General features: G+C 52.2%; 13 protein-coding genes. 11 read left to right on the forward strand and 2 right to left on the reverse strand.

The features are described 5' to 3' along the window. Positions 1–302: 302 nt before the first annotated feature. The 8 genes from QMG93_RS14455 (at position 303) to QMG93_RS14490 (ending at position 10,896) form a co-directional block, all read left to right on the forward strand. A complete protein-coding gene (locus tag QMG93_RS14455) occupies positions 303–548 on the forward strand; it encodes a hypothetical protein (protein ID WP_281937547.1) in 246 nt (81 codons plus the stop codon). A gap of 359 nt (positions 549–907) precedes the next feature. Then, on the forward strand, positions 908–2,413 hold the full coding sequence (locus QMG93_RS14460) for a class I adenylate-forming enzyme family protein (RefSeq protein WP_281937549.1): 1,506 nt from the start codon (positions 908–910) through the stop codon (positions 2,411–2,413). Positions 2,414–2,453: 40 nt separating this feature from the next. Beyond that, on the forward strand, positions 2,454–5,669 hold the full coding sequence (locus QMG93_RS14465; RefSeq protein WP_281937551.1) for a BTAD domain-containing putative transcriptional regulator: 3,216 nt from the start codon (positions 2,454–2,456) through the stop codon (positions 5,667–5,669). Beyond that, positions 5,669–6,703, forward strand: a complete 1,035-nt coding sequence (locus QMG93_RS14470) for a 3-oxoacyl-ACP synthase (RefSeq protein WP_281937670.1) — start codon at positions 5,669–5,671, stop codon at positions 6,701–6,703. Before QMG93_RS14465 ends, QMG93_RS14470 begins: the two co-directional genes overlap by 1 nt. After that, positions 6,690–7,610, forward strand: a complete 921-nt coding sequence (locus QMG93_RS14475) for an alpha/beta fold hydrolase (RefSeq protein ID WP_281937553.1) — start codon at positions 6,690–6,692, stop codon at positions 7,608–7,610. Before QMG93_RS14470 ends, QMG93_RS14475 begins: the two co-directional genes overlap by 14 nt. Before the next feature lie 2 nt (positions 7,611–7,612). Continuing rightward, positions 7,613–8,353: a 3-oxoacyl-ACP reductase FabG gene (gene fabG, locus QMG93_RS14480; RefSeq protein ID WP_281937555.1), complete on the forward strand. Its 741-nt coding sequence runs from the start codon at positions 7,613–7,615 to the stop codon at positions 8,351–8,353. 152 nt (positions 8,354–8,505) lie between these two features. Further along, positions 8,506–9,825 (forward strand): esterase/lipase family protein, encoded by a 1,320-nt coding sequence (locus QMG93_RS14485; protein ID WP_281937557.1) that lies wholly within the window; start codon positions 8,506–8,508, stop codon positions 9,823–9,825. A 21-nt stretch (positions 9,826–9,846) separates the two neighbouring features. After that, complete coding sequence (locus tag QMG93_RS14490) at positions 9,847–10,896, forward strand: alpha/beta fold hydrolase (protein ID WP_281937559.1); 1,050 nt, start codon at positions 9,847–9,849, stop codon at positions 10,894–10,896. Positions 10,897–10,997: 101 nt separating this feature from the next. On the opposite strand, the gene QMG93_RS14495 is transcribed toward QMG93_RS14490, so the two are convergent. Then, positions 10,998–12,995 (reverse strand): serine hydrolase, encoded by a 1,998-nt coding sequence (locus QMG93_RS14495; RefSeq protein WP_281937560.1) that lies wholly within the window; start codon positions 12,993–12,995, stop codon positions 10,998–11,000. Positions 12,996–13,282: 287 nt separating this feature from the next. Continuing rightward, complete coding sequence (locus tag QMG93_RS14500) at positions 13,283–15,082, reverse strand: hybrid sensor histidine kinase/response regulator transcription factor (RefSeq protein WP_281937562.1); 1,800 nt, start codon at positions 15,080–15,082, stop codon at positions 13,283–13,285. Between the two features lie 313 nt (positions 15,083–15,395). On the opposite strand from QMG93_RS14500, the gene QMG93_RS14505 reads away from it, so the two are divergent. The 3 genes from QMG93_RS14505 (at position 15,396) to QMG93_RS14515 (ending at position 24,218) form a co-directional block, all read left to right on the forward strand. Next, a complete protein-coding gene (locus QMG93_RS14505) occupies positions 15,396–15,818 on the forward strand; it encodes a DUF6985 domain-containing protein (protein WP_413789298.1) in 423 nt (140 codons plus the stop codon). Between the two features lie 294 nt (positions 15,819–16,112). Then, complete coding sequence (locus tag QMG93_RS14510) at positions 16,113–17,117, forward strand: helix-turn-helix domain-containing protein (RefSeq protein ID WP_281937566.1); 1,005 nt, start codon at positions 16,113–16,115, stop codon at positions 17,115–17,117. 375 nt (positions 17,118–17,492) lie between these two features. Next, the gene (locus QMG93_RS14515) at positions 17,493–24,218 is read left to right on the forward strand and encodes an Ig-like domain-containing protein (protein ID WP_281937568.1); all 6,726 of its coding nucleotides are present in this window, start codon (positions 17,493–17,495) and stop codon (positions 24,216–24,218) included. Positions 24,219–24,273: the final 55 nt, after the last annotated feature.

The following is a 24,273-nucleotide window of genomic DNA, read 5'->3' on the forward strand; positions in this document are numbered from 1 at the left end:
AAAATGTATTCATTAAATAATACATTTTGTCATTCCTAGTGATTACAAAATTCTAAATTTCTGTAGCGGAGGGAATTTTCAATGGATGTGATCGGTTATGTTCGAGTCTTCACAGCGGGTCAAGTAAGAAGTGGTTACAGCTTATCGTATCAACGGAAAGACACCGAAGCGTATTGTCAGGAGCAATGCAAAGCGTTCACCAGAATACATGTGAAATATAGCAGTTTTTATGGCAGGATGTACCCATATGATGCTGACGTTGAACTCGACAAGCATCGGGTGATCTTATGAGAGGTGAAGATATGAATATGAAAGTTACCCTCATGAACAGATTGGATGCCGAGGAACGGGAACTGATGCAGCAAATTCAAACGTACGAAGCTTGCACCATGGCCGTCTTAAACATGGCGAGCGATCAAATAAGACCATTACATAAATTTGCGGTGGAAGACATTGTTTCGAGCCTTCACCGAATGACTATTGAATTGCAAACAGAATTACTTTATTTAAGGCTAGAAAAGGCACTATGCCAACTTAGTGGGATATAAATGAGAGTAGGTTATTGCTGGCGTATCTTTGTAGTTTTCCGCTCGAATATCCTACAACAAGGAAAATTCTAGCATACGAAAAAGGGTTGTTTACGGTTAGGTAGGTATCTTTATAAAGAATTAAGTTGATTTTTTAAGGTCCACTATATACATAAATTATCTCATAGAGGTATAATTTTACAGGAGAAATATTCTTGAATACATACAATGTTCTGCTTCAGTTATCAATGAGTAGAACGATCATTACGATTAAGACAGAGCCCACTTCAAGCCCCTCATTTACGCAAATTTGTAACTGCTTTGTAACCTTCCTATAGTACAAATGAATGGACAGATCATGGACTATAGGGGTCGAGCATATGAGAAAGGATTCAATGGATTGGCTGGCCGCCAGAAGTGCCTTAACTCCCCATCGAACGGCGGCCATAAACGCAGAGACAGGAGAATCGTGGAGCTACGCTCAAATGAACGAACGAGCCTGTGGTCTGGCAGGTTATTTGGAAGCGGCAGGCGTAGCACCCGGTGATCGTGTCGCTGTGCTTGCGCAGAATGATCTTTGCTGCTGGGATGCGCTGTTTGCGTGCATCAAGCTGCGCGCCGTATTCGTACCGCTGAACTGGCGTTTATCCGGCAGCGAATTAAACGCTATTGTAAGCGATTGCAAACCGAAGGCTTTGTTGTACCATCGTGAACTGGAACCGTTGGCGTGCGGCCTGTCCGCTCCAATCACGCTGCAAGCAGGCGGAGTGGAATACGAGGGCATCATCAGCGCGGCAATTCCGCTGAGACATCTGGAAGCGGAACGCGACGATGAAGCGGCAGAAAGCTGCATGATGATCTATTCCGGCGGAACGACCGGAAAACCTAAGGGTGTCGTGCTGTCGCACCAATCGGTGCTGTGGAACATGTTGAATACGATTGTAAGCTGGAATTTGACGGCAAGCGATGTTACCGTGACGTCACTGCCATTGTTCCACACGGGAGGAATTAATGCGCTTTGCTTGCCGGTTTTGTACGCCGGCGGCACCGTGGTGGTAAGCAAAGAATCCCGGGCGGAGCCGCTAATGGAACTGATTCAGCGCTATGCCTGCACGATCGTGCTGATGGTGCCGACGATGTACCGGATGATGATCGATTTGCCTGCATTTGCGCATGCGCAATTTCCGCATGTGCACACGTTTCTCTCCGGCGGCGCGCCATGCCCGATTGCCATCTACGAAGCCTTCGAGAGCAAGGGGCTGACGTTCAAAGAAGGCTATGGTTTAACGGAGGCGGGGCCGAACAATTTTTATATGGACCCGTGCGCTGTCGTCCATAAGCGGGGATCGGTCGGGAAGCCGATGATGCTGGTGCAGGTGAAAATTGTGTCAGACAGCGGCTGCGAAGCGGCGGTTGGAGACGTGGGCGAAATATGGCTGCGCGGCAAGCATGTGTTCCAGTGCTATTGGAATCAGCCGGAGACGACGCAATCCGCCTTTGTTGACGGCTGGCTGCGAACAGGCGATCTGGGCCGGCGGGATCAGGATGGCTTCTACTACATCGTAGGTCGTAAAACAGACATGATCATCACAGGCGGAGAAAATGTATATCCCGTCGAGGTGGAGCAGATCATGCTGGGGCATCCCGCGGTTAAAGAAGCGGCAGTCGTCGGCCTTCCCGATCCCAAATGGGGGGAATCTGTCGCCGCGGCGGTTGCCTTGCACCCGAATCATGGGCTTACTGATGAGGAGTTGAGGAATTACTGCATGGGCAGAATCGGAAAGTATAAGATTCCTAAAAGGTTTTTGTTTATGCAGGAGCTGCCCAAAACACATGTAGGCAAAGTGGATAAGAAACGGATCTGCCAAATGTGCCAAGAAATGTAGTGGAGACATATTCGGTTGTAAAAGGCGGTTGATTAAAGCGATGTCTGCGGCAATTGTCCAAACGAAGCTGATACCTCCCCCGCTCAAAAAAACGATACTGCTGCGGCCGACTCTTAGCAAAAAGCTAAAGCGCTGCGAGCAGCACCCGTTAACGCTTGTTTACGCCGGTGCGGGATACGGAAAAAGCACAGCACTCTCTGCTTTTTTCCAAGTCGAAGCCACAGCTTGCTGTTGGTACAGCGTAGGCGCGGAAGACAGGCAACTGGTCACGTTTGTCCTATATTTGATCCATGCCGTTCGGACAAACCATCCGCATTTTGCGGACGGATGGATGAATACGGTAAACGAACAGGTATGCGGTTGCGAATCGCAAGAGAGTGTCCGCTTGCTTTGCTCTTTGTTCGTGAATGAGCTTTTGGCGCTATCTCAGGAAGTGATCCTTGTGATCGATGATTACCACCATGTGGCACATCATCCGCTAATCGACGATTGGATGCAAATGTTTGTGCAGTACGCGCCGCATCACGTCCATGTCATACTGTCGAGCAGAATCCATCCGGCGTGGGATATGCTTGCGACGTTGAAAGTGAAAGGAAATCTGCTGGAAATCGGGGAGCATGACCTTGCATTCAGCATGGAAGAGATCGAAACCTTGTTTGCCGATGCTTATGAATTTTTGCTGCATGAGGGCGATATTCAGGAAATTTACCGGCAAACGGAAGGCTGGATTACGGCTATCCATTCGATGTGGCAGCAGATGTCTGCCGCCAGAAATACGTCGGCCGATTTGCATCGATATCTGATGCTGGAAGTGTGGCGGCACCAGAATGATGCGGTTCGCGGGTTTGTTGAACAAACCTGCGTGCTGGAAACGTTTGCGCCTGCTCTGTGCGATGAGTTGCTAGGCTTGCAGCCTCTTCATTCCCGGCACATGATCGAGCGAATCGAGCGCTTGGGGCTGTTTTTGCAGGCCTATGCCGATACCGGCTATCGCTATCATCCGATGTTCCGCGAGTTTGTCAGGCAGCAGCTTCAGGCCAAACCGCAGCAGTATACGCTTGCTCATCAGCGTGCCGCCGATTACTTCGAGAGCAAACAAAAATGGCTGGAAATGATCGATCATCTGTGCGCTCTGGAGCAGTACGAGAAAGTCGCGCAAGCTATTCATGAACAAGGCCACAAGCTGCTTAGGCTCGGCCAGCTTGAACATTTGCTCGCGATCATCGCCCGCCTTCCCAAGCCTTTGAAAGACCGCTACTACATGGTGTGGATGTATGAGGGGGACGTGCATCGGTACCGCTATTCATATGAGCGCGCCATTTTTTGTTACACGAAGGGCGAGCAGTTGGCTGTGCAAGCGGGCTATTCCTCCGCTTCCAATCTGGCCCTTGAGCGGAAAGCCCATCTTTTCCTCGATACGATCGAGCCGGGGAAGGCGGAACAGCTTTTGCAGCAGGCGCTTGTCGTGATGGAAGCTGACGGAGTGTCAGAGCAGGGCAGTGTTCGTCTGTACAGCTTAATCTGCGAAAATCTCGTCAATGCCGGACGATTAAAGGAAGCGGAAGTGTGGTACCGAAGATGCAAGGCGCTGCAAGCCGATTTTCAGGATCATGTGCTGGAGGCGCGGCTTCATTTGCGTTCCGGCCGTCTGCAGGAGGCGCGCCAAGCGCTGGAGCGGAAATTGCGTTGCGATGAAGGTGCGGCAGCAGACGGACACTTGCCCAAATCGCACCGTGAAACGTCGGTTTTATTGTCTTTTATCGAAGCGTTGGCCGGCAACTCGGAAAGCTCCAAGAAATGGGCGGAGCGCGGCATCATGCAGGGGGTATCCGGCAAAGCTCCTTACATGGAGGCTTGCGGATGGATGCGCATGGGAAATGCTGCGCTGCTCCTGCCGCGCTATGAGCTGGGGCTGCCTCTTACTTGCTATCGCACAGCGATTGAGATGATGGAAGGGCTTCAAGTTTCCAGAGGAAAAGCGGAGCCTTGGATGGGGCTATGCTTGCTGTACGGTCGTGAAGGAGCGACAGAGCTTGCGATGGAGTACGGGGCGCAGGCGCTATTGGAAACGGAGAAAGCGCACGATCTCTGGTTATCCGCGTGGATTCGGCTTGGCATGGGCATTGCCGCCGTCTGCGATAGCAGATGGGAAGATGCAGCGGAAAGGCTTGCCCTGTGCGAATCGGACTTTCAGGCGTGCGGCGACGGGTACGGGATAACCGTGGCGATGCTGTGGCAATGTTTGCTTGCGTACCATACGAAGAGGGAGCATTTGCGGGATCGCTGCGCTTCGCGTTTTCTGAAGCTGATGAAAGAAGGCGGCTACGAGTTTTTACTGCATAAGCGTACGCTATTCGGCCCGCGCGATCTGAGGCAGCTTGTTCCGATCCTGCTGGAAGCGCACAAGAAGAAGCTGGACATCAGCTACACCTCCGTACTGTTGTCCGATCTCGGAATCGAACAGCTGACGTACCATCCCGGCTATACGCTGAGGATTCAGACGTTAGGCGGCTTTAAAGTGATGCTTGGGGATAGAGAAGTGACGGAAAAAGATTGGCAGCGCGGCAAAGCGAAAGAGCTTTTTCAGCTATTTGTCACAAGAAGAAAGCACATGCTGCCCAAAGAGGAAGTGATGGCGCTGCTCTGGGGTGATCTGGACGATAAGGCGGCCTATCGCGATTTTAAAGTGGCGCTAAATGCGCTCAACACGGCATTGGAGCCTGAGCGGCAGGCGAGAGCCGCCCCCTTTTTCGTTGAGCGCAGCGGCACTTTGTACGGGCTGAGCCTTGCTTCCGGTTTCGAGCTTGATGCCGCCGCCTTTGAGAATGGAATCAGGCACGGCCTGGATGCGAAGGATCGTCAGGAAGCCATAGACATGCTGCAAAAAGCATTAAGCTTATATGCAGGAGAGTATATCCCCGAGAGAAGATATGAAGACTGGTGCACGCAGGAGCGGGAGCGGCTGAAAGTGCTGTTCTTGAGAGGAGCGCAGCGTTTGGCGGAGCTTCATGCGGCTCAGGGCGATTTCGATAAGGCCATTTGCTGGTGCGAGCGGATTATCGAGAAAGATCCGTGCTGGGAAGAAGCGTATCGCTTGGGGATGAAGTGCCACTATAGCAACAATAACCGCCACCAAGCGCTTAAATGGTATGCCCGATGCAGCAAGGCGCTGGAGTCGGAGCTTGGGGTGGAACCGATGCCGGCGACAAAACAGCTATATGCCAAAATGACACAACAGAAGTGGAGCGAATCATGATGACGAGCGCAGTACCCATAGGTATCGTAAGTACGGGGATGTACATCCCGGAGACGTTCCAGACAAGCCAGGAAATTAGCGAGCTGTCCGGCGTGCCGCAGGACGTGGTCGAGAATAAGTTCGGCATTCTCCGCAAGCCTGTGCCGGGAGCCGATGACCACAGCTGCGAGATGGGAATTCGTGCGGCAAGGCTGGCCATTGCCAGAGCTCAGCTTGATCCGGCAGACATTGATCTGGTCATCTACATCGGCGAAGAACACAAGGAGTATCCCGTTTGGACAGCGGCTATGAAGCTTCAGCAGGAGGTTGGGGCGACCCGCGCTTGGGCGTTTGACGTCGGTATGCGCTGCAGCACGACGGTGATGGCTTTAAAGGTGGCGCAGAGCATGATGATCGCCGATCGTTCGATTCGCACCGTACTCTTGGCGGGCGGTTACCGCAATGGCGATTTGATTGACTACGGCAATCGGCATACGTCATTTATGTTTAACCTCGGAGCGGGCGGAGGGGCGATCCTGTTACAGCGCGACTATGGGCGCAATCGTGTGCTGGCAAGCCATTTGATCACGGACGGCTCATTTAGCGAAGATGTGATCGTACCGACCGGCGGCACGAAGCATCCGCTTACGCTCGAAGCGATAGAGGAGAGAAAGCATTTTTTCCATGTTCCGAATCCGCAGCGGATGAAAGAGCGCCTTGAAGAAAAGTCCATGGGCTACTTTTTGGAGGCGGTCCGGCAATCGCTTGCGAAGAGCGGTTATACCGAAAAGGACATCGCCTATGCGGCGATGCTGCACATGAAGAAATCCGCTCATGATTACGTGCTTCGCCAGTTGGGATTATCCGACGATCAGTCCATTTACTTGAACGAATTCGGCCATATCGGACAGTTCGATCAAATTTTATCTTTAGAGTTAGCTGCAAGCAGTGGAAAGCTAAAAGATGGAGATGTGGTTGTTCTGATTAGCGCCGGCATCGGCTATGCATGGGGGGCGACGACGATCCGATGGGGGGAAGCCGATGCTGGAAATTGAATTCAAATCGTTACAGCTCTCTAATGGCGAAACGATGGCCTACCGTTTGCGCAGAGGCGCCGGAACGGCGACCGGCCGGACGCTGCTGCTCGTGCACGGCAATATGACTTCATCCGTGCATTGGGATCTGTTTATGGAAAGCTTTGAGCCGTCTCATACGCTGATTGCTGTTGATTTGCGAGGCTTCGGCGTTTCTACGTATCATGTGCCGGTCCGCAGCATAGCTGATTTTTCGGATGATCTTCGGTTGTTTGTTGACGGGCTGAACCTCACTTCATTCACGCTGATGGGCTGGTCGATGGGCGGCGGAGTCGCCATGCAATTCGCAGCTTCGTATCCGCAGTACGTCGAGGCGTTAATTTTACTGGCGTCCATGTCAACAAGAGGCTATCCGTGTTACCACGCGGAAGAGAAGGATGAGCAGTCTGGGCAAGTACGGGCGAGAAGGCTTCGCACCCGAGCGGAAATTGCCGAAATGGACAAAACGAAGCTGGTGCAGCGGGCTTATGATCACCGGGACAAAGCATTTTTGCGCAATTTGTGGAATCGTCAAGTGTACGTCATCCAAGAGCCGGATGAAGTCCGGTACAAGACGTATCTGAACGACATGCTGACGCAAAGAAATTTGCTGGATGTCTACGATGCCATGAATCGCTTCAATATGAGCGCCAAGGATCATGAAGCAGGGGGCGGCAGCGGCGATGCGGCACGCCTTTCGATGCCAACGCTTGTTTTATGGGGGAACCAAGATAAAGTCGTCACCCGTCAGATGACGGAGGAATTGGTAGAGGATTTGGGCGAGCATGTGGTTTACAGGGAAATGGATCATACAGGCCATTCGCCTATTGTGGACAATCTGGTGCTGCTCTGCCAGGTTGTAGCCGAATTTATGGAACGGAGGAGATAAGCATGAGACTGCAAGGGAGAACAGCGCTTATTACGGGAGGAGCCGCCGGCATCGGGCGAGAGACAGCAGCGCTTTTTGCACAGGAGGGAGCGCGCGTCGTTATAGCCGATTATAACAAACAACAGGGGGAGGAAGCGATTCAGGCCTTGCTGCAAAAGGGAGCGGATGCGCATTTTATCGAAGTGGACGTATCCGACAGCGGCAGTGTCACCAAAATGGCGGCAGAAGCGCTGGCGCGATACGGTGCGGTCGATGTGTTGATCAATAACGCGGGGATTACGCAGGATCGTACGCTGGCCAAAATGACCGAAGAGGAGTGGCATCGGGTCATTCAAGTGAATTTGAACGGCGTTTTCTATTGTACCAAGGCGCTGGTCCATTCGATGATCGAACGCGGAAGCGGGAAAATTATCAGTACGGCATCGATTGTAGGCGTGCATGGCAACATCGGGCAAACCAATTATGCCGCGGCCAAAGCGGGGATTATAGGAATGACGAAAACGTGGGCGAAGGAGCTTGGTCCGAAGGGCATTCAGGCCAATGCGGTTGCCCCTGGCTTTATTGAGACGGGGATGGTCGCAAACATGCCGGAGAAAGTGGTTCAGCAGATGCTGGAGAAAATTCCGCTCCGCCGCCTTGGGCGGCCGATGGATGTCGCGAATGCGTACTTATTTCTTGCTTCCTCCGAATCGGATTACGTCAATGGCACTGTACTGGAAGTAAACGGAGGTTTAGTCATCTAAGCAAGCCTAAACAAGCACTCACCGTCTTCTGCAACTGAAATGCAACCGCTTCCAATTATGATGAAGCCATGCGTTTAGGGACGCATAAAAACACGGTGCGGCTGTGACTTTTGGATATGCGTGAACAGTCGCCATGAAGGGAGATTGGATACATGTACAAAAGATGGTTGCCATCGGTAACAACGGCGCTGTTGATCGTCTGCGCGCTGCTCGTACCTAACGCCGGAGTGAGCGGAGCACAGGAAGCGGGAGCCGCGGGGGCTGCGGAAGTTGCAGGAGGAACTGCAGGGGCAGCAGCATCCAATTTGGTGCTGGAGCAGACGTTTACAACGGTTAGCAATGGATGGAGCAAGGTGGAACGTTGGAAGGACAACAATCCGATGTTCGCTGCCGAGGACTACCCCCAAGATGGGCGAGGCGATCAGGACGGACAACGCCTTACGTTTTTCGGAGGGGTGAAAAAACCGCATTCCAGCCGCTTCTTGCTTTACTACGCTCCGAGGTACGACACCAATCCGGTAAAAACGCCGGTTCTGCTTGTGCATGGCGCTAACGATAACGCGGATCGCGCTTGGGCGAATCCGAATGAGCTTGGGTCCTACGGCTGCGGCGCAATATCGTGTCCTGGCACCGGCATGATGCAGGACTTGGTCGGCAAAGGCTACAAAGTGTTTGCGATTAATTTTCCGCATAAGCAAGGGGACAACTATTACAGCGCCGAACAAATTCACGATGCGATTACAATTATCCAAAACGTAACAGGCGAAAGCAAAGTCGATGTTATCGGATGGAGCAAAGGCGCCTTCGCTTCGCGGATGTATGCTTCCTCTGTCAAAAAAGCGGGGGGCACGAGCTACAGCCAAGATATTCGCAAGCTGGTCTTGGTCGGCAATCCGAACAAGGGATTCGATTACATCTTCCGCCATGGCTGGTCGCATAATCTTAGCATTTTCCCTGAATGCGGCGGTGTTGTCAATGCGCCTTCTCCGCACACGCAAATGGTATGCTGGGGGATATCGAGGAACCATCCCGAGCTGTCGATTTACAATACAGCGTCAGGCAATTTTTTCCCGGGGCAAAAGCAAATGCTTGGCAAATGGGTAGACGAATATCCGCTTCCTGCGCTTGAGCAGGATTGGTATACGACTTACTACGGCGGTCAGGGATTCTTTACGAATAGCAACGGGATCGACGCTGCGATTCAGCAGGGATCGTTGGTTGAACCCATTTTGAATGCGGGAATTCCGGCCAGTATTCAGACCTATTTGCTGTCGGGAGATAAAAATGACATTCCGGCGATTCACAGCGAACACACGGGCCCGAGCGATGGCGTCGTCTTCATTGCAAGCGCGGCAGCGGTGCAAGGTATCGGCAATGTCGCCGGCAACGTCACGGTGCAGCATAATCATTTGCAGCTTGGCTGGGCGGCTGCTTCTGTGAAACAGATTGATCAGTGGCTCAAACAAAACTAACGATCCATAGGAGGTATCTGCATGACCCTAACGACTTTACAGCCTGAATCGATCCAAACCGACCGCTTGCATGTTTTCTATTTATCTGCGGGCAGCGCTGAAAATCCGCCGCTTCTTCTTATTCATGGCAACGTTTCTGCGAATTTATTCTGGGACGAGACCCTTCGTACATTGTCCGAGGAGTACTGGGTGCTTGCTCCGGATTTACGCGGATACGGTCAAACGGAAGCGCTTCCTATCGATGCAACGCGGGGGCTGCGCGATTGGTCCGACGATTTGAAGTCGTTTTTGGATGCTCTCGGCATGAGTCGACCCGTACATGTACTGGGCTGGTCGCTGGGAGCAGGAATTGCCATGCAGCTTGCCATCGATCATCCTGCGGCTGTTCGTTCGCTCGTTTTGATGTCCCCGCTTTCGCCATACGGCTTTGGCGGCACCAAGGACGATAGGGGGACGCCTTGTTACGATAATTACGCCGGTTCGGGCGGGGGAACGGCAAACCCGCAGTTTGTCGCCTGCCTCAGCGGCAAAGACCGCAGCGAGGGAGAGCCGAACAGCCCGCGCAATATCCTGAATCAGTTTTATTTTAAATCGCCGTTTCGCGTTAGCGGCGAGCGGGAGGAGCGTTACTTGGACGCGATGCTGTCCACCCGCATTGGCGACGCTCATTACCCTGGCGCCTTTGAGACTTGCGAGCATTGGCCCGGCGTAGCTCCGGGAGCGGAGGGGATCAACAATGCGATGTCGCCCAAGTATGTCAATCTTTCGCCGATTATACATATCGAACCTAAACGGCCGATCCTATGGATCCGGGGCGCAGACGACGCGATCGTGTCAGACAGCTCATGGTTTGATTTTGGGTATTTAGGCAAGCTTGGCTACGTTGAAGGCTGGCCCGGCGAAGAGGTGTATCCGCCGCAGCCCATGGTTTCCCAGATGCGCTGCGTTCTTAAACAGTATGAGGAAGCAGGCGGCAGTTTCGAGGAGTTTGTCGTTGGGGACGCAGGGCATGCCCCGCACATTGAGCAGCCTGAATTTGTATTCGCGAAGCTGAGGTCATTCCTGAAATAATTGAGTAGAGGGATGGAGCCGCTGCCGGCGGGGCACGCAATAATCAATGGATGGATTATGACGGACCCCGCTTGCAAACATACCGGCATGGCTGTGACGCTTTATTTTATAGGGAGCGGTAAAGCATAATGGCCAAACGCTTTATCCAACAGTGCGGCTGCCTCCTGCCGAAGCAAAGGCTGGTTGGAACGGAAATCGACGCTGCCATCCGCCTGTACGGTTGTATCCGGATCGATAATGCCCTGCGAAACCAGTGCAGTAACGGCCTCAACCGCCGACGCATCCGTTTGACCGCTCAATTGAACTTTGGACGCAGGCTTGAGTTCTTTCAGGGCTTGAATCATGACCGCTGCCGTCTGCCTTGTAATGATCGCATTCGGATCAAAGGAAGGGAAACCGGTTTGCAGTTGTCTCTTCATGCCATCGAAGGCCCATGGGATCCCATACCATCCTTGGGCACGAAGCAGCACGTCGGCAAACTCGCTTTGCGTCATGGTTGCCTGCGGCTCAAAGCGGCTGCCTGATTTCGCACCCATGATATCCAGGGCGTGCAAATCGTCAATAAAGCTTTTATATTTGCTACCCTCCGCTACATCCGAAAACGGCTGCTTCCCATGGATTTTTTGCGAATCCGAGACAAAGTGATTCCCCTCCATAGTATTGTAATAAAAATATTCAATCGATCCGCGATGGTCTTTTTTAAACGCTAGCTTGTTGCCTGATTCGTCTTCAAACAGCAGTGGAGTAATCATCTTGAAGGTGTGCTTGCCCATTCCTGTCTCCATCTGCAATTTCCCGTCGGCGTACGAAAATTTCGATTTCAAGAACATAAAGCGCGTATTCTGATACAGTCCTACGTACTTTTCCGCATCCTTTTCATCCAAATTGACATAAACAGGTTTCTCGAGTGTTTTTGTTTCGGGAAAATAATGGTCCATAAACGCCTCATACACGTCCATACTCATCATCACTGTTTCGTTGTTGTACGACATAGAAAATGCCGTATTCTTCTCGGGTATTACTACGATCAAGGATTGATGGCCCGTTACATTCCCGCCTTTTATAGCGACACGCTGGCCATTCGCCAGTTCGTTGCGGTAGCCTTCGAATCCCCCTACGGTGGTCTGCGGAATGCTTTTATCGGCGACCACCTGGTACGTGAGCATCTGCTCGGCCGTCTTTTCGCTTACCAACTGTTTGTCTCCGTATTTTCCTTTTTGCAGCAGCATAGTCAAGTACTTGGACATATCATCGCCAGTCGATATGATGCTCCCCTGCGGCCCGTCGGTTGGGGCATTCCAGTCCATTGGAACGAGTTCACCAGTCAGACCATAGTGAGCGGCCATGCGATTGTTAAGCTCCGGGGTTAGGCGTACGCTAGTCGAATTCATGCCGAGCGGCTTGAACACATTTTTGTCCATATACTGATGAAACGGCATGCCGCTTACATTCTCTATCGCATATCCTGCCAGCAAGAAACCAAAGTTGTCGTACGTATAAGCTTCACCGGGGGGCCGGACCACCGTCGGCATATGATCCAGGATGAACTGCTTCATCGGCATGTCTTTATTTGCAAACTCGGGTGAATAGTAAGAAGCAATATCCGGAAAATCAAATCCGGTCGTGTACGTGAGCAGATCAAACATGGTCAGTTTTTTTTCGGTCTTGTTTGGAATCTTCATTCCTCCCAAATACGTTTGGATGTCCTCATGAAGGTTAATTTTCCCTTGATCGGCAAGCTGATTTGCGGCCAGCCCGGTGAATGTCTTCGTGACGGAACCGATTTGGAAGACGGTATTTTTATCGACAGGAGTTTTCTTTTCCTTATCGGCATAGCCGTATCCCTTATTTACCAATACTTTTCCATCCTTGACCACAACGAAATTCGAACCATTAACATTGTGTTTTTTCATTACTTCTGCAAATAAAGGATCGGCAAACGCCTCTACTTCCTTGGCATCCTGCGGGCCATTCAGGTTCGTTTTTTCCACCGCCTGTGCCGATTCTGGCTTTTCATCGGATGGTGTGCATGCCGTCATCAAGGTCGTCGCACATAAGAATAGTGCCGCCATATTCAACTTGGGTTTCATCTTTCTCATCGTTAGTTCTCCCTCTCATTGTTTTCCTAAAATCATTGTTTTCCTAAAACTTTGGTTCGGTACTGCCCTTCCTCCTTCTCTTGGGTTTAGTATGGCAAACAACGTGTCATAGGAGAGAGTTATTTTCTGTCACCGTTTTTTATCCCGCGACCCGCAAGCGAACTCCCCGCCGAGATGACAAAATGTCATATGACGCTCATGCTGGGCAAATGCACCGGATAAAATAAAAAAGCACGGGCCTGTTCCTTCTTTCAAAGGTACAGACCCGTGCTGTCTTCCCAAACCATCTATCCTTGATTCCCGAAAACTTTTTGTACGGCCTCTTCTCGATTGCGAACGCCAAGCTTGGTATAAATCGTGGAAGCATAATTTCGGACGGTTCCTTCGGACAAATACAATTTGGCCGCGATCGTTTTATAGCGAAGCCCCTTGGATAAACATTGCAAAATATCCATCTCCCGCGGGGTCAACCCCAAAGGAGGAGGAAGCGGCTTGTCCGGCTCTGCCGGTTGCTCCCGAAGGGCTCCTCCCCCATAATTTTGAATCAACTGGTTGGTGACATCTTGGGCGATCATCATCACCCCGCGATGTACGAGACGTATCGTTTCGGAAAGCTCCCGAGGCTCCGAAGACTTTAATAAATACCCGTCCGCCCCGCTCCGCAAAGCTTCAACCGCCTTTTCGGTCTCTTGAATCGTGGTCATGATCAGTACGCGGACACCCGGATGCTTTTGCTTCACCCGTTTGGCCGCTTCCACACCGTCCATGCGGGGCATATGTAAATCCATGAGAACGACATGAGGGCGAAGCCGCTCGCATTGTTCCAGCGCCTGCTCCCCGTCCTCCGCAAGTCCCACGACTTCGAAATCTTTTTCTCTCGCCAAAATCATTTGAAGGCTTTCCCGGATGGATGGCTGACCGTCAACCAACAGCAGCCGGATCGCTTCCTCCTGCTGCTCCGCCTGCCTGGGCAATGTACAGGTCACGACCGTTCCTTCGCCCGGCTTCGAGTGGATGTGCACCTGTCCCTGCAAATCGGATGCCCGCTCCTTCATCGCCGTTAAATCAAAACCCGCTTGAAGTTCTTCGGTGCCAAGCCCGTTGTCCTGCACTTCCAGCCGAAGCTGCTTCTCCTCGAAATGCAGGCTGACCGCAATTTCACCCGCCTGCCCATGACGTACGGCATTTGTCAGCGATTCCTGCAGACACCGATGCAGGGTCATCTTGACCTGTTGGGATACCTGATCCTCCTCGCCCAAGGTCCTTAGTCGAACCGTCACTTTAGTCAACGCCTGAAATTCGGCCGTCAATGCCTGCAACGACTCTACAAGGGTACGCGAATCTTGCGCAGCCCCAACCTGATGCACATATTGGCGGACCTCATCCAGGCTGCCGCGGGTTAGTTTTAACAAGGACTCGAGCTTCCGCGCCCCTTCCGAGGTGTTCACTTCCGGGCGTAACGTTTCAAGCCCCATCATAATAGAGGTAAAGGAATGTCCCATCGTATCATGAAGGTCCTTCGAGAGCCGGTTTCGCTCTTCCGCCAATGTCAGGCGCTCCACTTGCGATGAATATTGTTCCAGCACGGCATATTGATCACGAATCATTTCACTTTGCCGATGGTTCACCACCAGCAATTGAAAGGCAAACCCTACAGCGTAAATGAGGCCGAATTGTAGGATCATCGTCATCAGGTTGCTTGGTTCAGACAGTTCCGCCAATAAGGCTGGGATGACAAAGATGGTCATCGGGCCTGCCCAACGGTATGACTTTTGGGCGCTATTGCTGGCAATCATAAAAGTCGGACCTAAAAAAGCCACGTAGGCTTCGGGGAACAGGGAGACCGCGTATAAGCATAATCCTCCGGATATGACCATTTCCGAGATCAGGTAATACGTATAGTGCCTTTGCAAACAAAGCCAAGGAATGGAAAAAGCTGCAATCCCCCACAGAGCCCCTAACCAGAAAGGGATGGTCAGCTGTTCGGAAAAATGTTCCAAAGTAAAAAGAAGAGAAACGAAAAGGATGGTCCGAATGACGAACATCATCCAGTCATACCAAAACCAACGCTTTATAAAGTCCAGCAATGAATCACCCTCAGTGCGCTTTATTATGTATTTTTTTATCCTACTAATAGAGGAGCTTTTATGCAAGGGAAAAGGGGGAGTCGTGTTTTTCGAGAAATGAGCGGGCTCAAAGAAATAATTTTAAGCTTTTTCTCTACGAAAATAAAGGGTGATAAATGGGAATGTCGAATCTACTGAAAAAGTGGTTTTCATCAGTTACCGCTAACTATATTTTTGGAGGGAATATCCTATTAATAGAAAATTTTATTTGGATAATGTTGGAAAAGCGGAAGACATTTACGCATCTAACGGAGAAGCTACTTCAGGATTTGGTTTGTGTGTTTTATCTAACGAACGTGTAGAATACCATTTTAGAGAGGAGGACATGAATTTAGACGAAGCGGAGTCATATATCGAAAATTATTTGAATAATCTGCCTGACGAAACTATCTATGAATTATGCAAAAAAATGTGCGCATGGAAAGATGATGTACTAACAGAGTGTCCAGCTATGAAATGTCCAGATGGTTTGTCGGATGCCCAGGGCAGGGATATCTTACGTTTTATTTCAGTAAGCGATATCTATATCTACAGAAATCCTTATGATAAAAATGATACCCTATTTGGAGCAAGCGTTTTGGCCGGTATGCAATGGGAATTTGAAGATGGTATTGAAATTATTATCAAAGGCAAGGAAGTTCTTGAAGTACGCGAGTTTCTAGGTTATGGGGAATACGCGATTTGGGAAGAAAAATGACTACAGATAATCAGCATTTGCAAGACTCTACTTTCCGATTCCAGCTGCATAGTCTCGATTATGCGCCGGTTTGCGAAATAGCTGCTTTTCAGATTCATACCCATTGATGCTCACTTTCCCTGAATCCTCATTAAACTTCCCCACGCATTGTGGTTTTTCCGTAACCCCCATTCTAAAGATTTTACAAAGATGCTCACTTCCTGCAACCATTCATCCGAAGAAACGTTAAAGACCACAAGCGGACTCCATATCTAACGGATCCTGGTTGCGAGGAGGATGGGGAGGGCAACAGCGATGCTTCATGTACTTATTGTGGAGCCTTATACGGGTAAACGCGCGAGAATCAAAAAAATGGTGCAGGAGATGGGGCATATCGTCGTCGGGGAGGCGCGTGACCGGGGAGAAGCTTTAGGATTGATGGAGCAGGGATGGCCGACGCTTCTCCTGACCGATCTTATGCTGCCCCGGCTTGAGGGACTTGCCTTGGTGAGGCAGGTGTACGAACAGCGTATTCCCGTGGTAACGATCGTACTGAGCGACAATACGCGTTTTGACTACGTACGGCAGTCCATGCAAGCAGGCGCCATCGATTACTTGCTTAAGCCGGTGAAGGCCGAAGAACTGAGACGCGCGCTGCAGCGGGCGGAAGAGCGGGTGGGGTATTTCCATGCCGCGCATCGTGAATTTGTTCAGGCGCAGCAATTTTTCGAGAGGCTGGACGTTCTCCAGCCGGGCGAGGTCATTCAGAGGCATGCCGAGATGATCCAAAGCATGCAGAGCTTCGAGGAGGGCCAGCAGGGGGAGCGGCTGGGCTTGTTTCGCATGCTTTATGCCAAATGGCACTACGTTCTCAAGAAACACGGGCTCAATTTCGACGAGCCTTTTTCATGGGAGCGCGAAGAAGAGGCCATCGCCTATTTTCAGCGGCTGTGCGAATTTTGGATCGCCCAGTCCGCCTCGCCGGCGGATAACAGCGTGAAGCTGAACGTGAAGCGGGCCTGTGACTATATCCGGGAGAACTACCGGAGCGATCATACACTGGCCGAGGTCAGCGAGCGCTTCGGGATGAGCGTCTCTTATTTCAGCGTACAGATTAAGAAGTATACGGGCTATTCGTTCATCAATTATTTGAATCGCGTCCGAATCGAGAAGGCAAAAGAGCTGCTGCTGCAGCCGAACTTGAAAATTTACGAAGTGGCCGGCGAAGTGGGGTATGACACGCTGCAGTATTTCAATAAAGTGTTCAAGCAAGCCGTACATATGACGCCGGGAGAATACCGGAGAAGACTTGGGATTTGAGGTGGCGTTTAAAAGTCCAGTGAATAAGTGAGCGCTACTCGCTCGGATCATTCTTCCGATCGCTGCTCCACCCCACAAAGTGAAGTCCATCCAAGGAAGTCATTTCAAGTACTTTGTGGGGACCCCGGCCCTCCAGATTCTTGGATTCTATAAGGCATGAAGTGGTTAGAATCCGGAGACAAAGGCGAACGCTGACGCTTCTCCAGAACGATTCCGCACGTTCCGCTATGTATTCACAGGACTTTTAAAGATTTCGTTAAGAAGAAAATCGGCTCAGAAACAATAAGATCGATTCATTACTTTTCCTGCCTTGCATATTATACTAGGACAGGTCGTTCAGGCGACTGGAATCCAGCGAGGAGGAAAAGAAACGAGATGAAACGAAAGACACGCAGTATGGCTTTATTGCTCAACCTTTTTATCATGTTCTCTTTGGTTTCTCCTTTGGGACAAGCTTTGGCGGCGGACAGTCTCCAGGCGGCATTCGGACAAGTTCTGGATTCGCGCCAGATGGAGCTCGGTCCGGGTGTGAAGTACACTTGGCAGGACATGAAGCTGCCGCAGGGCTTGGAGAAAATTCATTCTGTCGAATTTGATCCGAAAAATACAGCGCTCGACCTGCAGCCGGGCAAAACGTATGGAAAAGTGTACGGGATGCAGGGCGTAACGAAAATGGCCGACGATGCCGACGCCCCCGGGAACCGGGTCATTGCGGCCATCAACGGCGACTTTTACGACATGGCGACCGGCGTTCCGCTCGGTTTGTTTATGGGGGACGGCGAGATTCTGACCAGCCCGCCGGAGAAATGGAGTTGGCTTGCCTTCGGTCTGAAGAACGACGGCACAACGATTTACGGCTTGAGCCCGGATCTGACCCGGACGCTCACGATCGGGGGCAAGACGATACCGATCTCCCACATCAACCGGATGCGGGAAAATAGCGAAGCGCTCATGCTGTACACCGCTTCCTTTCATACTTCCACGATGACGAACGATCTCGGCGACGAAGTTGTGCTCGATGTGCTGGAAGGCGAAGTGAAGAGCGGCAAAAGCTTGAGGCTCAAAGTGGCCGAGATTCATAAGGATAAAGGAAATACGCCTCTGAAGGCCGGACAAGTCGTTTTGTCCGCATCGGGCAGCCACCGGGCCGAGCTGGCCGGACTTCAAATCGGCGACGAGGTCACCGCAAGCTTCGAGCTGGAAGACGAATGGAAAGACGTCAAAATGGCGATGGGCGGCGTCTTCATGCTGGTGAAGGACGGCGTGGCGCAAACCCACGATGACAAAGCCTTGTACCCTCGGGTCGGGATCGGCACCAAAGCGGACGGTTCGATCATCATGATCGAAATCGACGGCAGAGCGCCGGGCTTTAGCGAAGGCGTATCTTATGACGATCTCGCGAAGATCATGAAGGATATGGGCGCCGTGAACGCGCTTTGTCTGGACGGCGGCGGCTCTGCGACGTTCGTAGCCAAGCTTCCGGGAGAAACGAAACGGCAAATTCTGAACCGGCCTTCCGACGGTTCGGAGCGGAAGACGGCAAACGGGCTCCTGCTCGTGAACAAAACGCCGGAAGGCGCTGCATCGAAGCTGGTCGTGCAGCCGAACTTGGAGCGGGTACTGGTCGGCTCTTCCGTTACGTTCAAAGCGGCTGCCGTGGATGCGAACGGTCATCCCGCTTCGTTCGGTGGAACGCCAGAGTGGAGTCTGAGCGCCCCGCTCGGAACGATCGATAACACAGGAAAATTTACGGCGGGCAACCAGGCGGGTATGGTTGACGTTACAGCGACCGCAGGCGGATTGACGGACAAAGGGCAAGTGGAAGTTGTAAACGAACTGACGGAGCTGAAGTTCTCCGACGCGGTGAAAACCTTCACATCCGGCGAAAAAGTTACGCTGAGCGTCAGCGCTCTCCGCAACGGTCAACTCATTCGCGCGCAAAACAACAAGCTCGAATGGCGGGTAGAGGGACCGATCGGCAGCATGGATGCGGACGGCACGTTTACCGCGACAAATGCAACGGAGCAGAGCGGCAAAATTTTCGTGAAATACAACCATGTTGAAGCGTCGATGGACGTCAAGGTCGGACTTCCGCCGGTCGTGCTGGAGGATTTCGAGAATGGCACAGGCAAATATTTGACCGAATCCGGCGCACGTTACAAGACGATGAAGCTTAGCGAAGAAACGAATGAGGACTTCGTCCGTTTAGGGAATAAAGCGGCGAAGCTGGAGTACGATTTTACCGAAACGATCGGGACTTCCGGGGCTTATGTAACAGCGAAAGATCTGGAAAGCAATATTCAAATTCCGGGCTATCCGGAGAAAATCGGCCTGTGGGTGTATGGCGACGGCAAAAAGCATTGGCTGCGCGGACAAATCCGCGACGGTAACGGATCGGCCGTCGGCATTGATTACGTAGACCAGACGGTCGGCGTCGATTTTACGGGCTGGCGATACTTGGAGGCTGTCGTGCCGAAGGGGCGTCCGCTGCCGCTGCGCATGGATCAGCCTGTGCGTTACATGGAAACGAAAAACGATAACAAGACAGCGGGCGTCCTCTACATCGACCAAATCCGGGCGGTTTACGGACCGACCAATGACGACATGGACCCGCCTGTGTTGAAAAACTTCAAGCCTGCGGAAGGCAGCACAGTCACGACGAATACGCCGAAAATCGAGGCGATTGGCGAAGATTACGGCTACGATCCGGTGAAACATCCGGCAACGACACTGATCGACCCGGATAAAATCCGCTTCTATGTCGACGGTGTCTTGGTGCAGCATACGCTGTATCCTCCGAAAGGACAAATTCACTATACGCCGAACGTGCCGCTGGCAGACGGGCTTCACTCGGCGAGGATCAAGATTAGAGACTTGTCCGGCAACGTGACGGAGAAGGAATGGACATTTACGGTAGATACGGGCTCGTCGAAGATTGTCTACGACGCTCCGACGACCGTTTATGCAGGAAATACGTACACCGTCGATATTAAAGCGCTGAAAGCGGCGGATATCAAGGGCGGAACGATGGAATTTGGCTTCGATCCGGCGAAGGTGGACGGATTGAACGTGTTGAAAGGCGGCAAGCTGGCGGAAGGCCAACTCGTCTCAACGGTCGATGAAGCCACAGGTGCCGTAAAGTTGAATTTTAACGACATTTATACGGCAGGGTTGACCGACCAGGATCTGCTTGGCCAAATTCAATACCGGATAAAGCCTGATGCGAAGGATACGGTCAAAATTGCTTTTAAAACGGGAGCCATTACATTTAAAGATAAAGGCGATACAAGCTTCGGCTTCTTCGGCTTGCCGGTGGAAGCGGCCATTAAGCATCATTTGCAGCTAAGCTGGGATGAGCACGGCGTCGTTCAAGGGATGTCTACCACGTTCAAGGTAGTCGGCGAGAACGGAACTCCGGTCGAAGGAGCGAAAGTAACCGTTGTTGGCGGTGCCGAAATCGGTGTGACTGACGCTCAAGGTACGCTGATTACAGGAGCTCTTACTTCCGAAGTGAAGGAGTATCAGCTTCAAGCGGTCAAGGGCGACTCCTACAGCCCGATCTCGAAGTTTAAAGTATCGAAGCTGGCGGGAAGCCCGATTCCGAGCAACGTCAGCGTGACGATGGGAGCGGACACGACGACCTCCAAAGCCTTCACCTGGCATACGGACCCAGCTACGAGCGATACGGTAGTCGAGGTCGTGAAGAAATCGGAGTTTACGGGTTTCAGCGGACCGAACATGAAACGGTTTACCGGCAGCAGCTACTTGTTCAACACCACGGATACGGGAACCGTTCGAGTCCATAAGGCGATTGCGAACGGCTTGGAGCCGGGAACCCAATATGTGTTCCGTGTAGGCGACGGTCATGGCAACTACAGCCCGAAAGGGTCGCTTCAGACTGCGGCTGCCTCGGGCGAACGCACGAAGTTCATTTTCCTGGCAGATTCGCAGGCATCGAACGAAGCGGGCTTCAAGCTGTGGGGAGATATTTTGAAAAAAGCGATGACCGATCATCCGGATACGGAGTTCGTCGTGCAGGGCGGCGACTTGGTCGAGGACGGCTTTAAGGAAAACGAGTGGAACATGTGGTTCAATGCTGCTCAAGGCATCCTGATGCAAACGACCGTCGTGCCTGTCGTCGGCAACCATGAAGTGACCGGTACGCGGAAAACGGAAGATTACCTGGCTCACTTCAACCACCCGCAAAACGGGATCGACAGTCTCAAAGGAAGCAACTTCTCCTTTGATTACAAGAACGCCCATTTTGTGGTGCTGAACAGCGAGTATGATTTCGAGCAGCAAAAGGAATGGATGCGCAAAGACTTGGCTGCGACCGACAAAAAGTGGAAGATCGTTGCTTTCCACCGTGGACCGTTCGGCAGCATGTACGATTCCGAGCATATCCGCAACACTTGGACGCCGATTTTTGACGAGTTCCAGGTCGATCTGGTCATGAACGGTCATGATCACGTGTATGTGCGGACGTATCCGATGAAAGACAAAAAGCCGGTCGCCGATGGCGAAGGCACGACGTATATCGTCGGCGGGTCGTCAGGTCCGAAGTTTTACCAAGTATGGGCAAGAGATTGGCAGAAGGCGACGGACGGCGAGCAGGTGCAGATGTACGTCGCTGCCGAGATCGACGGGGATGAGATGAAATTCGTCGTCAAAACGATTAACGACCGCGTGGTTGATCAGTTCAGACTGCTCAAAATTCCGGCGCAGTCGGTTGTGATCGATAACCCGAAGGTCAATCTGGCCGTGAACGAGAGCGTTCAATTAAATGCTGCCGTGCTGCCGGCCAATGCCAGCAATAAGAGCGTAACGTGGTCCGTTTATAGCTCTTCTGCGGACAATGTTGTTAAGGTGACCGCGGACGGCTTGGTGACTGCACAAAATTTAGGCAGTGCCGTCGTCCGGGCGACAAGCGTATGGAGCAACGTATACGCCGACAGCGTCATTACGGTGGATCGCTTGCCTGTGATTCGCGTGGATGAAGTGCGGCTGGATCGTATGAGCGGAAAATTGAAAGTAGGCGAAGAGCTTCAATTGAACGCAGCGGTTCTTCCGGCGAATGTAACCCAATCCGTCTATTGGACCGTATATGGGGAATCGTCGAAAGGGATTGCCACTGTCAGCGGCAGCGGTTTGGTTAAGGCGGCTGCGCCTGGAACCGCGACGATCCGCGCGATGAGCGCAGTGGATACGACGAAATACGCGGACTTCCAGCTGACGGTGGAAGAAGCGGACAAGCCGACCAATCCGCAGGTTAGCGAGGTTAGGCTGGATCGCGAGGTTGCGGTGCTGAAAGTAGAAGAAACCCTGCAATTGTCTGCAACAGTGCTGCCGGAGAACGTGCTTAACAAAAACGTCATCTGGTCGGTGGACGGTCCGGCGGGAATCGCTAATGTCACCGACAAAGGTCTGGTTACCGCATTGAATCCAGGAACGGTATCCATTCGCGCGACCAGCCAGATGGACACGACCAAGTACGCACAGCTGGAGCTGATCGTGAAAGAAGCGGACAGACCAGAGCCTGTTGTGGATGTCGCGGAAATAAAGCTGGATAAAGTAAAAGCGGAACTCAAAGCAGGAGAAAAGCTGCAATTGACGGCCACCGTGCTTCCGGAAAATGCAAGCAACAAATCGGTCACATGGGCCGTATACGATGTGGCTTGGTCCGGAGTGGCGACCGTCACCGACCAAGGTCTGGTCACGGCGCTGAAGCCGGGATCTACAACTATCCGTGCCATTAGCCAGCAGAAGCCTGAGATCTTTGCCAGCTTCGAACTCACTGTAAAAGAAGCGAATAAATCCGACGACTCGGATTCCGGAAGCTCCGGAGATTCCGGCACGCCGGCAACGTCGGGCAGCTCCGGCAGCGCCAATACGCAGCCTCCGGCTACGAAGCCGGGCACGGCTACAGTAACGCAAGGCAGCATCTCCGTTGAGGCGAAGATCGAAGCGGGAACCGCGAAAGTCGAGATTCGTGCGGAAGATCTGGAGCTTGCACAGAAGGAAGCTAGGTCGGACTCCGACGGCGCTAAAGTGGTTCGTGTTGAGGTGAAAGGCGCTCAAAACGCGAACCACGTGGAAATATCGCTGCCTAAGAAATCGGTAACGAAGACGGCGCCGGACAACAAGTTCGTGATCGTAACGCCTATCGGCATCGTGACCGTGCCTTCGGACTTCCTGAAGGACAAGAATATAGCGGATACCGACTTCGTAAGCTTGGTGATCAGTAAAGAGGACCCGTCTTCCCTAAGCGAAGAGGCGCGGAAAGAAGTCGGCAGCCGCCCGATCGTCAATTTGGAGGTTAGGGAAAAAGGGGCATTCCGCGCATGGAACAACCCGGATACGGTCGTACGGATTGCCATTCCGTATAAACCGACAGCGAAGGAGCTGGAGAAACCGGGCGGCATTGTTATCCGCTACCTCGATGCGGCGGGTCGTATCCTTCCGGTGCCGAGCGGCATCTACGATTCGGCAGCAGGAACGGTGCGGTTTGAAGTGAAGCATTTTAGCAAATATGCCGTAGCGTTTGTCGATAAGACATTTGCCGATATTGCAGCTTATGCGTGGGCTAAACCGTCGATCGAGGCTTTGGCGGCGCGCGACATCATCCAGGGGATGGATGCGGACACGTACGCCCCGGCGCTGAACATGACGAGAGCGGACTTTGTCGCGATGCTCGTTCGAACGCTGGAGCTGAAAGCATCCGTGACCGGAAACTTCACAGACGTGAACAGCGGTGATTATTATTACGAAGCGCTGGGCACGGCCAAAGAACTGAAAATCATTGAAGGAACCGGCGACGGGATCTTTCATCCGAAAGAAAAAATCTCGCGCCAGGATATCTTTACGATCACGGCAAGAGCGCTGGGCACGGTCAGAAACATGAAAATGACCGCAAGCGCAGAGGCGTTGGCCGGTTTCGCGGATCGTGCGAAGGTCGCAGCCTATGCGACGGACAGTCTGGCCGGGATGGTCAAGGAAGGTCTGATTCAAGGCGACGGCCAGGCGCTGAATCCGGAAGGTAACGCCACGAGAGCGGAAGTCGCCGTGTTCATGTACCGCATCTTGAACAAGATCTACAAGTAATCCGAAATCGAATAAGAGCCCGATCCGTACGCCGACAGCGTGCGGGTTGGGCTCT

Source organism: Paenibacillus tyrphae, assembly GCF_027925525.1.
Lineage (GTDB): Bacteria > Bacillota > Bacilli > Paenibacillales > NBRC-103111 > Paenibacillus_G > Paenibacillus_G tyrfis_B.

What these genes read in the sequence shown, in the direction of transcription:
- QMG93_RS14515 (WP_281937568.1), top strand. Translation starts at nt 17,493, where the DNA reads ATGAAACGAAAGACACGCAGTATGGCTTTATTGCTCAACCTTTTTATC.
- QMG93_RS14510 (WP_281937566.1), top strand. Translation starts at nt 16,113, where the DNA reads ATGCTTCATGTACTTATTGTGGAGCCTTATACGGGTAAACGCGCGAGA.
- QMG93_RS14460 (WP_281937549.1), top strand. Translation starts at nt 908, where the DNA reads ATGAGAAAGGATTCAATGGATTGGCTGGCCGCCAGAAGTGCCTTAACT.
- QMG93_RS14495 (WP_281937560.1), bottom strand. Translation starts at nt 12,995, where the DNA reads ATGAGAAAGATGAAACCCAAGTTGAATATGGCGGCACTATTCTTATGT.
- QMG93_RS14475 (WP_281937553.1), top strand. Translation starts at nt 6,690, where the DNA reads ATGCTGGAAATTGAATTCAAATCGTTACAGCTCTCTAATGGCGAAACG.
- QMG93_RS14485 (WP_281937557.1), top strand. Translation starts at nt 8,506, where the DNA reads ATGTACAAAAGATGGTTGCCATCGGTAACAACGGCGCTGTTGATCGTC.
- fabG (WP_281937555.1), top strand. Translation starts at nt 7,613, where the DNA reads ATGAGACTGCAAGGGAGAACAGCGCTTATTACGGGAGGAGCCGCCGGC.
- QMG93_RS14490 (WP_281937559.1), top strand. Translation starts at nt 9,847, where the DNA reads ATGACCCTAACGACTTTACAGCCTGAATCGATCCAAACCGACCGCTTG.
- QMG93_RS14455 (WP_281937547.1), top strand. Translation starts at nt 303, where the DNA reads ATGAATATGAAAGTTACCCTCATGAACAGATTGGATGCCGAGGAACGG.
- QMG93_RS14465 (WP_281937551.1), top strand. Translation starts at nt 2,454, where the DNA reads ATGTCTGCGGCAATTGTCCAAACGAAGCTGATACCTCCCCCGCTCAAA.
- QMG93_RS14470 (WP_281937670.1), top strand. Translation starts at nt 5,669, where the DNA reads ATGACGAGCGCAGTACCCATAGGTATCGTAAGTACGGGGATGTACATC.